Source organism: Actinomycetospora sp. CA-053990 (genome assembly GCF_050948445.1).
In the GTDB taxonomy this organism is placed as follows: Bacteria; Actinomycetota; Actinomycetes; order Mycobacteriales; family Pseudonocardiaceae; genus Actinomycetospora; species Actinomycetospora callitridis.
Genome location: NZ_CP192043.1, coordinates 1,598,384 through 1,611,472, shown reverse-complemented (window position 1 = coordinate 1,611,472; position 13,089 = coordinate 1,598,384). Strand labels below are relative to the sequence as shown.

The 13,089-nt window shown below is 75.5% G+C and carries 13 protein-coding genes; 9 read left to right on the top strand and 4 right to left on the bottom strand.

The genetic code is table 11. The features are described 5' to 3' along the window. The first annotated feature begins 119 nt into the window (after positions 1-119). From ACQPYN_RS08305 to ACQPYN_RS08295, 3 genes are all read left to right on the top strand, one after another. On the top strand, positions 120-812 hold the full coding sequence (locus tag ACQPYN_RS08305; RefSeq protein WP_433038786.1) for a glycosyltransferase family 2 protein: 693 nt from the start codon (positions 120-122) through the stop codon (positions 810-812). A gap of 65 nt (positions 813-877) precedes the next feature. Then, positions 878-1,576: a TIGR04282 family arsenosugar biosynthesis glycosyltransferase gene (locus ACQPYN_RS08300; RefSeq protein WP_433038784.1), complete on the top strand. Its 699-nt coding sequence runs from the start codon at positions 878-880 to the stop codon at positions 1,574-1,576. Beyond that, positions 1,573-2,295: a class I SAM-dependent methyltransferase gene (locus ACQPYN_RS08295; RefSeq protein WP_433035723.1), complete on the top strand. Its 723-nt coding sequence runs from the start codon at positions 1,573-1,575 to the stop codon at positions 2,293-2,295. The genes ACQPYN_RS08300 and ACQPYN_RS08295 overlap by 4 nt, the downstream gene beginning before the upstream one ends. Positions 2,296-2,309: 14 nt before the next feature. Here ACQPYN_RS08295 and ACQPYN_RS08290 read toward each other — a convergent pair whose 3' ends face one another. Then, positions 2,310-4,016, bottom strand: coding sequence for a trypsin-like peptidase domain-containing protein (locus tag ACQPYN_RS08290; RefSeq protein WP_433035720.1), 1,707 nt, complete (start codon positions 4,014-4,016; stop codon positions 2,310-2,312). Between the two features lie 74 nt (positions 4,017-4,090). Here ACQPYN_RS08290 and ACQPYN_RS08285 point away from each other — a divergent pair, with 74 nt between their 5' ends. Beyond that, a complete protein-coding gene (locus ACQPYN_RS08285) occupies positions 4,091-5,632 on the top strand; it encodes an ATP-binding protein (RefSeq protein WP_433035717.1) in 1,542 nt (513 codons plus the stop codon). Positions 5,633-5,676: 44 nt separating this feature from the next. On the opposite strand, the gene ACQPYN_RS08280 is transcribed toward ACQPYN_RS08285, so the two are convergent. Beyond that, positions 5,677-6,378: a response regulator transcription factor gene (locus ACQPYN_RS08280; RefSeq protein WP_274189693.1), complete on the bottom strand. Its 702-nt coding sequence runs from the start codon at positions 6,376-6,378 to the stop codon at positions 5,677-5,679. 300 nt (positions 6,379-6,678) lie between these two features. On the opposite strand from ACQPYN_RS08280, the gene ACQPYN_RS08275 reads away from it, so the two are divergent. Next, entirely contained in the window at positions 6,679-7,818 is a 1,140-nt protein-coding gene (locus ACQPYN_RS08275) for a L,D-transpeptidase (RefSeq protein WP_433035713.1), read from the top strand. A 53-nt stretch (positions 7,819-7,871) separates the two neighbouring features. Here the strand turns inward: ACQPYN_RS08275 and ACQPYN_RS08270 are convergent, their stop codons facing one another. Further along, the gene (locus ACQPYN_RS08270) at positions 7,872-8,447 is read right to left on the bottom strand and encodes a hypothetical protein (protein WP_433035710.1); all 576 of its coding nucleotides are present in this window, start codon (positions 8,445-8,447) and stop codon (positions 7,872-7,874) included. An 11-nt stretch (positions 8,448-8,458) separates the two neighbouring features. Then, positions 8,459-9,451 carry a helix-turn-helix transcriptional regulator gene (locus ACQPYN_RS08265; protein WP_433035707.1) on the bottom strand — a complete coding sequence of 331 codons (993 nt, stop codon included), beginning with the start codon at positions 9,449-9,451 and terminating at the stop codon, positions 8,459-8,461. Between the two features lie 64 nt (positions 9,452-9,515). On the opposite strand from ACQPYN_RS08265, the gene ACQPYN_RS08260 reads away from it, so the two are divergent. The 4 genes from ACQPYN_RS08260 to ACQPYN_RS08245 all read left to right on the top strand — a co-directional run bounded on the left by ACQPYN_RS08260 (position 9,516) and on the right by ACQPYN_RS08245 (position 13,081). Then, positions 9,516-10,412, top strand: a complete 897-nt coding sequence (locus ACQPYN_RS08260) for a DNA-3-methyladenine glycosylase family protein (RefSeq protein ID WP_433035704.1) — start codon at positions 9,516-9,518, stop codon at positions 10,410-10,412. Positions 10,413-10,437: 25 nt separating this feature from the next. Next, the gene (locus ACQPYN_RS08255) at positions 10,438-11,055 is read left to right on the top strand and encodes a TIGR03086 family metal-binding protein (protein ID WP_433035701.1); all 618 of its coding nucleotides are present in this window, start codon (positions 10,438-10,440) and stop codon (positions 11,053-11,055) included. Between the two features lie 26 nt (positions 11,056-11,081). Then, entirely contained in the window at positions 11,082-12,461 is a 1,380-nt protein-coding gene (locus ACQPYN_RS08250; protein ID WP_433035698.1) for an MFS transporter, read from the top strand. Positions 12,462-12,571: 110 nt separating this feature from the next. After that, positions 12,572-13,081 (top strand): MarR family winged helix-turn-helix transcriptional regulator, encoded by a 510-nt coding sequence (locus ACQPYN_RS08245; protein ID WP_433035695.1) that lies wholly within the window; start codon positions 12,572-12,574, stop codon positions 13,079-13,081. Positions 13,082-13,089: the final 8 nt, after the last annotated feature.

Here is a 13,089-nt window from a genome sequence, read left to right as displayed (position 1 = left end):
CGGACGTCCCCGGTCACCCGTCCGGAAGCGGACGGTGTGGTTCCGATCGGTCGTGGGCGACCGGACCCCGAACGGCGGGCTCACCCGTGACCTCATAGCGTGACCGGGTGGATGGTCGCGTGGACGTGGTGCTGCCCTGTCTCGACGAGGTCGAAGCGCTGCCGGGGGTCCTCGCCGCCCTGCCCGAGGGGTTCGACGCGGTGGTCTGCGACAACGGCTCCACCGACGGCACCCCCGAGCTCGCCGCGCGCCTCGGTGCCCTCGTCGTCCGGGAGGCCCGCAAGGGCTACGGCGCGGCGGTGCACACCGGCCTGGAGGCGACGCGCACCGACGTGGTCGCCGTGATCGACGCCGACGGTTCCCTCGACCCGGCCGAGCTCCCGGCCATGGTGCGCCTGCTCCTCGACACCGATGCCGACCTCGTCGTCGGCCGCCGTGTCCCCTCGTCGCGCGGGGTCTGGCCCTGGCACGCGCGGGCCGGGAACCTCGTGCTCTCGGGCCTCCTGCGGGCCCGCGGGGTGGGCGTGCGCGACATCGCCCCGATCCGCGTCGCCCGCCGGCAGGCCCTGCTCGACCTCGGGATCACCGACCGCGCCTTCGGCTACCCCCTCGAGCTGCTCATCCGCGCCGGCGCCGCCCGCTGGCGGATCCGCGAGGTCGACGTCGCCTACCGGCCGCGCGCCGGCGGGCGGTCGAAGGTCTCGGGCTCCGTGCGCGGCACTGCGCGGGCGGTGCGGGACATGGCCCGGGCGGTCGCTCGCACCCGTCCGGCGACCGCCGGGCGCATCGACGGCCGGAGCACCACCCGATGAGCGGGTCGGTCGAACCGATCACGAGCCCGCACACGAACGCGCCCACCATGCGGACCACTGCGCTGGTGACGAGGGTCGTCCTCGTCCTCGCGAAGGCCCCCGTGGCCGGCCGGGCGAAGACCCGGCTCATCCCCGCGGCGACCCCGGCCGGCGCGGCCGGTATCGCCGCGGCGGCCCTGCTCGACACGCTCGACGCCGCCCGCTCGGTGCCCGACGCCCGCGTCGTCGTGGCCCTCGAGGGCGACGTCGACCGGGCGGAGCGTCGCGCCGAACTGGTCGACGCGCTGGCCGGCACCGTCGTCGTCCCCCAACGCGGCGACACCCTGGGCGAGCGGATCACCGCGGCGCACGCCGACGTCGCCGAGCTCTTCCCCGCCGCGGTGAGCGTGCAGATCGGGATGGACACCCCCCAGGTGGACGCCGCGCTGCTCACCGACGCGCTGGACCTCGTCACCGCCGACGCGGACGCCGCCCTGGGCCTCGCCCTCGACGGCGGGTGGTGGGCCCTGGCCCTCGCCGAACCGCGCCGGGCCCGGTACATCGCCGGCGTCCCCACCTCGCGGGACGACACCGGCGTGGCCACCCTCTCGGCGCTCCGCGCGGGCCACCCGGGGCTCTCACCCGCCCGGGTGCTCGAGCTCCCGCCGCTCTCGGACGTCGACACCCCTGACGACGCCGTCGCCGTCGCCGACCTCGTCCCCTCCGGCCGCTTCGCCCGTGCGGTCTCGGACCTGCTCCCCCTTTCCGGAGGCCTCCCACGATGACCCGCGTGACGTCCGCCCCCGACGAGGCCGCCCTGTTCCTGCAGGAGCGCCCGGCCGACGTGGGCTCGGTGTTCGACGCCGCCCTCGCGGGCCACTGCCAGCGCCTGGTGCGTGGCGACGGGGTCGTGCTGCCGCTCGCCGTCCAGCGCTGGCACGACGACGCCGACGACGACGACGCCTGGCTGCTCGGGCGGTGTACCGGTCCGACGCTCGACCTCGGGTGCGGCCCCGGCCGTCTGGTCGTGGCGCTCGCGGACCGCGGCGTCCCGGCCCTGGGCGTCGACGTGTCGGTGCAGGCCATCCAGCGCTGCCTGGAGCGCGGCGCCGCGGTGCTGCACCGCGACGCGTTCGAGCGCCTGCCGGGTGAGGGCCGCTGGCAGCACGTCGTGCTCGCCGACGGCAACATCGGCATCGGCGGGGACCCGGTCACGCTGCTGCGCCGCTGCCGCGCCCTGCTCGCCGACGGCGGCAGCGTGCTGCTCGAGCTCGAGGCCGGTGCCGCCCTCTGGTGCGGCACGGCCTACCTGGAGACCACCGAGACCGCCGACTCCTCGGCGGACCCGCTGACGGTCCTCGACCCCTTCGTCGACGGCGGCCCCTGGTTCCCCTGGGCCGTGCTCGGCCCGCACGCTGTGGACGACGTGGCGGCCGAGGCCGGCCTCGTCGTCGTGGCGCGCGCCGAGGGCGAGCGGTGCTTCGTGGAGCTCGTCCCGGCCTGAGGTCGGGTCGGGCCTCAGCGCCCGCCGATCACCCGGCTCCCGAGCGTGACCGTGACCTGCCGCGGCGCGCCGCCGGGCGTCTGCAGGGCGAGGGTGACGGTCTGCCCCGGCGGGCGGGACTGGATGGCTGCGACGAAGGCGTTGGCGTCCTCGATCACCCGGTTGTCCACGCCGACGACGACGTCGCCGGCGACGATGCCCGCCGTCTGGGCGGGCGATCCCGGCTGGACGTCGGCCATCGCGGCGCCGCGCGGCTGGGCGTCGGCCACCCCGACGCCGATGACGGCCTGGGTGGCCTGGCCTGTGTCGACGAGCTCGGTGGCCAGGCGGCGCGCCTGGTTGATCGGGATCGCGAACCCCAGACCGATCGAGCCGGCCTCCTGACCCGTGCCGCCCGTGACGCTGGCGATCGCGGTGTTGACCCCGATCACGCGGCCCTGGTCGTCCACGAGCGGGCCGCCGGAGTTGCCGGGGTTGATCGCCGCGTCGGTCTGGATCGCGTCGAGGACGCTGCTCTGGCCCGAGCCGGAGCCGCCGGCCTGCACGGGACGCTGGAGCGCGCTGACGATGCCGGTGGTCACCGTGCCGGAGAGGCCCAGCGGGGAGCCCACCGCGATGACGGTCTGGCCCTGCGAGAGCTCGTCGGAGTTGCCGAGGCTCGCGGCCCGCAGGTTGGTGACGCCGCTCGCCCGCACCACCGCGATGTCCGCCGCGGGCGCGGTGCCGACGATCTGGACGGGCGCGGCGCGGCCGTCGGAGAAGATCGCCTCCAGCCCCCCGCCCTGGCCGGCCTGCAGGACGTGGTTGTTGGTCATGATCAGGCCGTCGGCCGAGAGCACGACCCCCGAGCCCTCGCCGGCCGCGCCGCGGATCTGCACGGCGCTGGGCAGCACGTTCGCCGCCACCGCCTCGATCGACCCGGGCTCCGCGTCGGTGGGTCCCTCGTTCGGCACGGGCTCGTCGAGCGCGGTGCCCTGCGAGGAGCTCGACGAGCCGCCGATCCCGCCGATCGCCACGGCCGACAGGGCGCCGCCGATGAGGCCCGCGACGAGCGCCAGGGCGACCAGTGCGAGCGTGCCGGGCCGCCGCGGCGGGGTCGGTCCGCCGCCGCCCCCGAGGGTCGCGCTGCCGCCCCAGCCGCCGCCCGGGTCGCGGGGGTGGCCACCGGGCGGGGTCGCGGGGCCGGCGCCCGTGGCGCCCCAGCCGTAGCCCCCGTGATCGGTCGGCGGGCCCTGCCCGGGGCCGCCGTAGCCGCCCTGCCCGCCCCCCTGACCGCCGTGACCACCAGGACCGTCGTAGGTGCCGACGGGTGCCTCGCGGGTCTGCGGCGCGGTCGCGGGGTAGGACGGCATCGGGCCGAAGGCCGTGGTCGCGCTGGACGGGTTCCCGAGGCCCGGGGGCTGCTGGGTGACCTGCGTGGGCGCGCTGTAGGGCGAGGCGCCGCCGGTGGCCTGCGTCCCGGGCTGGGTGTCGTACTCGCGGCCCGTGCCCTCGGCCCAGCGCACACCGCCGGGCCCGGCCGGGCGGCCGGTCGGGCCGTCGGCACCGTCCGGACCCGTGGCCGTCGGACCCGTCGCCGTGGACGACGGGGTGGACGACGGGGTGGACGACGAGGTGGATGAGGGACCCGTGGGAGCGGTGGACGTCGGTCCGGGCGGCACGTCGGATCCCGACGGGCCGGACCCGTCCGGGGCGGCGGACGCGGCGTCGTTCTCGCTCATCCCCCCAGCCTCTCGCACCGACCCCCTGCTTCGCCCACACGGGCGCCGTCGACCGCATGGGGGAAGCTGGTGGGGTGGAGCGTCTCGGAGCCGGCCCGACGAGCGGTGGCCGGACGACCCTCGAGGACCCGGCCCACACGTCGACCGACGGGGCCGTGGCACCCACCGGTCCGCCCGGCGAACGCCGCGACGACGAGGAGGAGGCCCCGCCCGGGCTCATCCGCCACGTCCTGCAGGGCATCCCGTTGCGGCGGCGGGTGGGCATCCTCGTCTCGGTCGGCGGCGGGCTGCTCGTGGCGCTGATCGCCGCCGCGGTGTTCTTCACCGCGCAGCGCGCGCTCTACGACCAGCTCGACGAGAGCCTGGTGCAGCGCGCGACGGTCGCGGCGTCCGGCGACCTCGCCGACCCCTCGCTGCTGTTGCGGGTCTCGTCCGACGCGCTCGCCGCCGGCGAGGTGCGGGTGGCGATCGTGACCGCGGACGGCGAGTTCGTGACGCTGCGGGGCAGCAGCCCGCCCCTCGGGGCCGCGGAGGTGTCCGCCGCCCGCCAGAACCCGCCGACCTCGGTGCGCACCGGGGTGATCGACGGCGAGGTCTACCGGGTCGTGGCCGTCTACGCGGGCGAGAACCGGGCGCTCGTGCTGGCCCAGGAGCTCGACCCCACGCGGCGGACGCTCTCGAAGCTCGCCGTGGTGCTCCTCGTCGCCGGCGCCTCGGGCGTCCTGCTCGCGGCGCTGACCGGCGTGGCCATCGCCCGCGCCGGGCTCCGGCCCGTCGAGCGGCTGATCTCGGCGACCGAGCGCGTCGCGCGCACCGGCGACCTGCGACCGATCCCGGTCTCCGGCGGCGACGAGATCGCCCGCCTGACCAGCAGTTTCAACGCGATGCTCGCGGCGCTCTCGTCCTCCATCGACCGACAACGCCGGCTCGTGGCCGACGCCGGGCACGAGCTGCGCACGCCGCTGACCTCGCTGCGGACCAACCTCGAGCTGCTCATGGCGTCTGAGCAGGCGTCGCAGCGTCCCGACGCGCCCCGGCTCTCCGAGCAGGACCGCGCCGAGCTGCAGGCCGACCTGCGCGCGCAGGTCGACGAGCTCGCGAACCTCATCGGCGACGTCGTCGAGCTCGCCCGCGACGACCCGCCCGAGGTGGCCGCCGAGCCCCTCGACCTCGCCGACGTCGTGGAACGCGCGCTCGACCGGGCGCGGCGCCGCGGGGTGGCCGAGAACGTGACCTTCGACGTCGACCTCGCGTCGTGCGAGGTCACCGGAGACGCCAACGCCCTCGAGCGCGCGGCCCTGAACCTCCTCGACAACGCCGCCAAGTGGAGCCCGCCGGGCGGGCGGGTGCGGGTGACGCTGCGCGCCGGCGTCGCGCCGGAACGGCCCGGGACCGCGGTGCTCGAGGTGGCCGACGCGGGCCCCGGGATCGCCGACGAGGAGCTCGACCTGGTCTTCGAGCGCTTCTACCGCTCGCTGGACGCCCGCACGATGAGCGGCTCGGGGCTCGGGCTCTCGATCGTCGCCCAGGTCGCCGAGCGCCACCACGGCGGCGTCTCCGCCGGCCGCGCCCCCGAGGGCGGCGCGCTCCTGCGCTTCTGGATCCCGCGCAGCTGACGTGAGCGAAGTTCACGGCTATAGCCGTGAACTTCGCTCACGGGTCAGGGCGGCGTCTCCCGCAGGACGTAGCCGACGCCGCGGACGGTGTGGATGAGGCGGGGCTCGGCCTCCGCCTCGGTCTTGCGCCGCAGGTAGCCGACGTAGACCTCGAGGGCGTTGCCGGTGGTCGGGAAGTCGTAGCCCCAGACGTCCTCGAGGATGCGGCTGCGCGTCAGCACGCGGCGCGGGTTGGCCATGAACAGCTCGAGCAGCGAGAACTCGGTGCGCGTGAGGCTGATCGGGCGCTCGCCGCGGCGGACCTCGCGGGTCACGGGGTCGAGCGAGAGGTCGGCGAAACGCAGGGGCTCGGGATCGGGGGTGCCCGGCTCGTCGGGCACCCGGCGGCGCAGCAGCGCCCGCAGCCGGGCGAGGAGCTCCTCGAGCGCGAAGGGCTTGGCGAGGTAGTCGTCGGCGCCGGCGTCGAGGCCGGCCACGCGGTCGGAGACCGCCTCGCGCGCGGTGAGCACCAGCACGGGGATGTCGTCGCCGGCGTTGCGCAGCCGCCGGCACACCTCGAGGCCGTCGACCCGCGGCATCATCACGTCGAGCACGAGGGCGTCGGGGCGCTGTCCGGTCTCGCCGGACATGGCGTCCAGCGCCTGCTGCCCGTCCGACGCGAGCTCGACCTGGTAGCCGTTGAAGGCGAGCGAGCGGCGCAGGGAGTCCCGCACGGCCCGGTCGTCGTCCGCGACGAGGATGCGCATGCCGGACAGTGTGACCGCACGGCCTGAGACAGCCCTGAGACGAGAGCATCAGGCTCACCCGTTCGGCGCAGTGTCCGGTCTGTCCGGTCCGACACACGGTGACGCCACGCCGCGCAGACCGACCGAGACCGATTCGACACCCGCGACACGCAACCCGCAGAGCGTCCGCGACGTCTCGCTCGGACGAGGATGTCCGGAGAGAATCTCCCCGGAACGGGATTTGGGGGCGGTGTGGCGAGGACAGAGCGCGCTCGTGGAGCGCGGGGACGTGGGCTCGATCGGGCGTCGACGGGGCCGATCGTGGTCCTGCTGGCGCTGGTCGCCCTCCTGGGTGGCTGCGCCGGGGTGACGTCGGCCCCGCCACCACCGCCCGTGCCCCCGGTCGCGCTCGCCGCCTCGGTGGCGCCGGGCGCGGTGGACGTCGCACCCGCCGAGCCCCTCGTCGTGTCCGCGGCGGGCGGGCGGCTGACCTCGGTCACCGTCAGTCCGGCGGGCGCGCCCGCCCTCACCGGCACCCTCGACCCCACCGGCACCCGCTGGACCAGCGCCACGCTGGCCTACGGCACCGAGTACCGGGTCCAGGCCGTCGGTGTCGACGAGCGCGGCGGCCCCGGCGCCCCGCTCGACCAGACCTTCCGCACCGTCGACCCCGAACAGACCCTCGAGATCGCCAGCATCCGACCGACCGACGGGCAGACCGTCGGCGTCGCCATGCCGATCTCGATCACCTTCGACGCGCCGGTCACCGACCGCGCCGCGGTCGAGCGGCGCGTCTCGGTCACCACCTCGGTGCCCACCGAGGGCTCGTTCCGGTGGATGTCCGACGAACAGCTCAACTGGCGCCCGAAGGAGTACTGGCGCCCCGGCACGCAGGTCACCGTCGAGGCGCGCCTGTTCGGCGTCGACAGCGGCGAGGGCCTCTACGGCGCCGAGGACCGCTCGTTCTCCTTCACCGTCGGCCGCGACCAGCGGGCCCGCGGCGACGTCAACGCCCACACCCTCGTGCTCTACCAGGACGGGCAGCAGCTGCGCAGCCTGCCGGCGTCCTACGGCCGCGACATCTACCCGACGCAGTACGGCGTGCACGTGGCGTTCGAGAAGCACGAGATCAAGCGGATGCGCTCGGACACGTGGGGCGGCCCGGGCGAGGGCCAGCCCGGGTTCTACGACCAGAACCTGCCGCTGGCCGTCCGCATCTCGAACAACGGCGAGTTCGTGCACGTCAACCCGGACTCGGTCAGCGCCCAGGGTCGGCGCAACGTCTCCCACGGCTGCGTCAACCTGTCCCCGGCCAACGGCGAGTTCTTCTACCACTGGGTGCAGATGGGCGACCCGGTGGAGATCGTCGGCTCCAGCCGCCCGCTCACCACCCGCGACGGGGACATCGCCGACTGGACGATCCCCTGGGAGGAGTACCGCCAGGGCTCGGCGCTGCCGTAGGCGCCCGGGTTCCGGGTCACCGACGGCCCAGCCTCGACGTCAGAGCCCCGAGGTCAGAACTCGACCCGCACGAGCCCGAGGACCTCGGCGCGCCAGTCGGCGTAGGCCTTGCCGATGGCCTGGCGCTCGCCGGTCTGCTCGGCGTCCGACTCGCTCCCGCCCTCGCTGAGGATCTTGGTGGCGATGTCCGTCGCCGACCACTCGGGCCCGGCCGTGCGCACCCGCAGGTGGCTCGGGGCGCGCTCGGCGCGCAGGGCGTGGGCGAGCACCCGCATCAGCGCGGTCCGCGCCTCCTGGTCGTCGGGCGCGTCGGAGTCGACGTTGGTCTGACCACCCACGAGGAGCACGTTCGCCGACTCCGCCAGCGCCGGCAGCACCGTCTCGGCGGCCCGGAAGCGGCTGAGCAGGCCCTCGGAGAGGAACTGCTCGACGCGCGAGACGAGGCTGCCGCCGGTCCGCGGGGTCATCGCCACCGGCAGCTGCACGTACCCGTCGAACGTCTTCCCCCTGACCGCCTCGCCCAGGCGGTCCAGGGTGTCGACCACCGTGGTCTCCGCCCCGGCCTCCTCGATGGCCTTCGCCACCTCTGCCAGTCGCTCGCCGCCACCGGTCACCAACACCGTCGTCATGGCGCGTGACCTTAATCGGGCACGAACGACTCCGGCAGAGTTGATCGCATGTACATCGCCACCACCCGCGCCGCGGCGTCGGCCATCTCCTCGCGCAGCGCCGCCGGCTCCAGGATCTCGACCGCCTCGCCGTAGCCCAGGAGGCCGGCCCGGGCGCCGACGAGCGACCGGAACGGGGCCACGAGGATCTCCCGCCCGTCGGGGGCGACGCCCTCGGTGCGCCACGGACCCGCGAGCACGGCGAGGTGGACGCGGCGCAGGGTCGGCGCCCACGCCGGGTCGACGAGGAGCCGGACCTCGACCTCGGCCGTCGGCGTCTCGAGGCGCTCGCGCAGCTCGGTCCACACCTCGGCGAGGTCGCGCTCGTCGGGGCGCCGCGCGGGCGTCCCCGTGGCGGCCACGGCCCGCACCCGGCTGACGCGGTACATCTTCGGCCGGCCACGGTGGGCCGCGACGAGGTACCAGGTGCCGGCCTTGCTGACCAGGCCGTACGGGTCGACCGTGCGCCAGGTGGCGTGCGCGGCGTCGCCCGTCGCGTACTGCAGCCGCACCCGCTCGTCGGCCACGAGCGCGGCGTCCAGCGCCGGCAGGGCGGGCAGGTCCTCGGGCGCGCGCCGCCGCCCCTGATGCTCGACGAGCAGGCGCCGCCGGGCGCGGTCGACGCCCTCGCGCCGGGCGTCGGGCAGCGCGGCCAGCAGCTTGCGCGACGCCGAGGCCAGGGACGACCCCAGCGCACCCCCGTCGGCCGACGACCCGAGCGCCACCAGGGCGCGCAGCTCCTCGTCGGTCATGCCGGTGACGTCGGTGCGGTAGCCCTCCAGCAGGGCGACGCCCCCGTTCCGTCCGCGCTCGCAGTACACGGGCACCCCTGCCGCCGAGAGCGCCTCGACGTCGCGGGACACCGTGCGCCTCGAGACCTCCAGGCGCCGGGCGATCTCGGGCGCGGGCAGGCGTCCGTGGCTCTGCAGGAGCAGCAGCGTCGCGAGCAGACGGTCCGAGCGCACGTCGTCGAGAATGCCCGAGAAACAGGACAGTAGGTGGCGTGTATCGGCGAGCAGCATGCTCCTCATGACCGCCGCCGTCACCGCCGCCACGCACACCCTCCGGCCGCTCGGCCCCTTCGACCTCGAGCGCACCCGCGACTTCGTCGGACGCTGGGGCCCGATCACGCGGCACACGCCCGGAGCCGACGAGCCCCTGCGGCTCACCGCCCCGCTCGACGGCGACCAGCGGCCCGTGGCCTTCGCCCTGACGCAGGACGGGCCCGACGCCGAGGTGCACGTCGAGATCGCCGGCGCGGACGGCGCGGAGGAGGTCGCGCTCGCCCAGATCGCGCGCCTGCTCTCGCTGGACCACGACGCCCGCGACTACCCCGAGGTCGGCCGGCGCGTCCCGGCCGTCGGCGCGCTGATGGACCGGCACCGCGGCCTGCGGCCGACGCTCTTCGGCGCGCCCTACGAGGCCGCGGCATGGGGAGTGATCTCGGCACGGATCAGCGAGCGCCAGGCCGGCAGGGTCTTCCGCCGGCTCGCGGTCGCGCACGGCGAGGTGCTCACCGTCGCCGGCGCCGAGGTCGACGCGTTCCCCCGGCCCGAGGCCCTGCGCGCGCTGCGGGAGTTCCCGGGGCTCTCGCAGGAGAAGGTGCACCGCCTGCACGGGATCGCCGAGGCCGCGCTGGCCGGCGACCTCGAGGTCGCGCGGCTGCGCGCCCTGGGCCCGGAGGGCGCCCGCGCGGCGCTGCGCCGGCTGCGCGGGATCGGCGAGTTCTGGGCGTCGGGGATCTGGCTGCGCGCCTGCGGCGTCGTCGACGAGTTCCCCGACGAGCCCCGCTGCCGCGCCGTGCTCGCCCGGATCCACGACCGCCACCCCGACGACCCGCTCGACGACCTGATCGAGCGCCTGCGCCCCTACCGCACCTGGACCGCGCTGCTGCTGCGCGTGGCACGCCACGACGACGACGCCTGAGACCCCTCACCAGAAGGAGATCGACATGTCTGCTCCCGACCCCCGCCCTCTGCTCACCCGCGCCCTCGACCAGGTCGGCGAGCTCGTCGCCGGCACCGCGCCCGACGGCCTCGACCGCCCCACCCCGTGCGACGACTGGGACGTCCGCACCGTGCTCGACCACCTCGTCGGCGTGCACCGCCGGATCGCCCACGTCGGCGCCGGGGGCCTGTTCTCCGAGGTCGACTCCATGCCGGAGGTCGCCGTGGGCCGCCACCTGGCCGAGCTGACCGCCGCGCGTGCCGACGTCGACGCGTCGTGGGGCCTCGACGGCTCCGACGCCGCGGTGCTCGACCGCGTCCTCACCGTCCCGTGGGGAACGATGCCGGGCCGGTTCGTCGGCTTCGGCTACGTCCAGGAGCTCACCGTCCACGCGTGGGACCTCGCGGCGGCCACCGGTCGCACCGGAGGGCTCGACGACGGCCTCGCCGCCGCGATCGAGGACACCTCCCGCCGGGTGCTGCCGGCCGAGCCCCGCGGCGGGCCGATCCCGTTCGGGCCGCCCGTCGCGGTCGCCGACGACGCCGCCCCGACCGTCCGGTTGATCGCGTGGCTGGGTCGCGATCCGGCATTCGCGACGAACGGGATGATCGCCGGGCGGTAGCCCCCGGTCGGAGTGACCATCCCGGGATGACGACCAGCAGCGGGACGGAGACCACGAGCCCGGCCGGCGCGATCCTCGAGCGGCTGCCCCTGTCGGGCTGGCACCGCCGCCTGGTCGTGCTGGTCGGGATCGGCGCCTTCTTCGACCTCTACGAGGTGTTCCTGGGCGGGGTGCTCGCCCCGATCCTGGCGAAGGAGTTCTCGCTCGGGTCGGTCGGCAAGGCGGCGGTCGTCGCGAGCGGGTTCCTCGGGATGTTCGTCGGCGCGAACGTGCTCTCGATCCTCGCCGACCGTCTCGGGCGCCGGCGGGTGTTCCTGCTCAACCTGCTGACGTACTCGCTGTTCTCGCTGGCCGCGGCGTTCTCCCCGGACATCGGGTGGTTCCTCGTGCTGCGGTTCCTCGCGGGCATCGGGCTCGGCGCCGAGCTGGTGCTCGTCGACACCTACCTCGCCGAGTTCCTGCCCGGCCACGCCCGCGGTCGCTACACGGCCTGGGCCTACACCGTGGGCTTCCTCGGGGTGCCCGTCGCGGCACTGCTCGGCGGGAAGCTGGTCGCGGCTCAGGAGATCGCCGGGATCGACGGCTGGCGCTGGCTGCTCATCGCGGGCGGGCTGGGCGCGGTGTTCGTGCTCGTGCTGCGGCGGCTGCTGCCCGAGTCGCCGCGGTGGCTCGAGTCGCAGGGCCGGGCCGACGAGGCGATGGCGACCGCACGGGACGTCGCGGCCCGGGTCGGGCGTCCCGTCGCCGACGCGGACGTCCCGGCGCCGAGGACCGTCGAACCCGACACCCGCTCCACCCGTGACGTCCTGCGCACCGCGCTGACCGGGCGCTACCGCACCCGCACGATCATGTTGATGATCTTCCAGGTGCTCCAGACCGTGGCCTACTACGGCTTCGGCACCCTCGCGCCGCTCGTGCTCGTCGCCAAGGGCTTCGACATCACCGAGTCGCTGGGCTACGCGGCGCTGTCCTTCTTCGGCTACCCGATCGGCTCGCTGCTCTCGGTGCCCCTGGTCGAGCGCTTCGAGCGCAAGTGGTTGATCGTCGGGTCGGCGATCGCGATCGGCGTGCTCGGCATCGTCTTCGCGGCCGCAGCGACCCCGTGGCTCATCGTGCTCGCCGGCTTCCTGCTGACCTCGGCGAGCAACGTCTTCTCGAACGCCTTCCACATCTACCAGGCCGAGATCTTCCCGACCTCGATCCGCTCCACTGCCAGCGGCGTCGCGTACTCGCTGTCCCGCGCGACCTCGGTGGTGCTCCCGTTCATCGCGGTCCCGCTGCTCGCCACGGCAGGCCCGGTCGCGGTCTTCGGCGGGGCGGCGTTCCTCATCCTGCTGCTCTGCCTCGACGTCGGGTTCCTGGGCCCCCGCAGCACCGGGCTGATGCTGGAGGAGGTGGACGCCTGACGGGCTCCATCCGTTCCGGGCACGTACTATCTGGGACGGGTGCGGCGGACGGGGCCAGGGGGACCGTCCCGGAACCGGATGCGCCCTCCGACCGGATGACGAGGTGGGCCGTGACCAGGTCGACGAGCGCGAACGGCGGCCAGGGCGGACCCCGGGGCCGGGTCCGGATGAGCCCGCCCCCGGACCTCGTGGCGGCCCCCGGATACGGCGCGCGGCGCCTCTACCAGGCCTATCTCGCGGCCTGGAACCGTCACGTCGACGCCGTGCTCACCGGCCCGCAGTTCGCCGTGCTCTCGGCGATCCGGGCCCACCCCGACGCCGACCAGACCGCCCTGGCCGGCGCGGTCGCCCTGGACACGTCGACGATGGCCGACGTCTGCCGCCGCATGGAACGCCGCGGGCTCATCACGCGCACGGCCGCGCCGCACGACGCGCGGGCGAAGGTCCTCACGCTCACCGAGGAGGGCGCCGCGGCCCTCGCCGAGACCAACCGTCGCGCCCGCGCCCTCGACGAGGCGCTGCTGGACGGCTGCCCTCCCGAGCAGCGCCCGCAGATCGCGTCGCTGCTCAACGACCTCGGGCAGCAGTGGGAGCGCGTCGCCGAGCGCGACGCCCTCTGAGGGTCCGC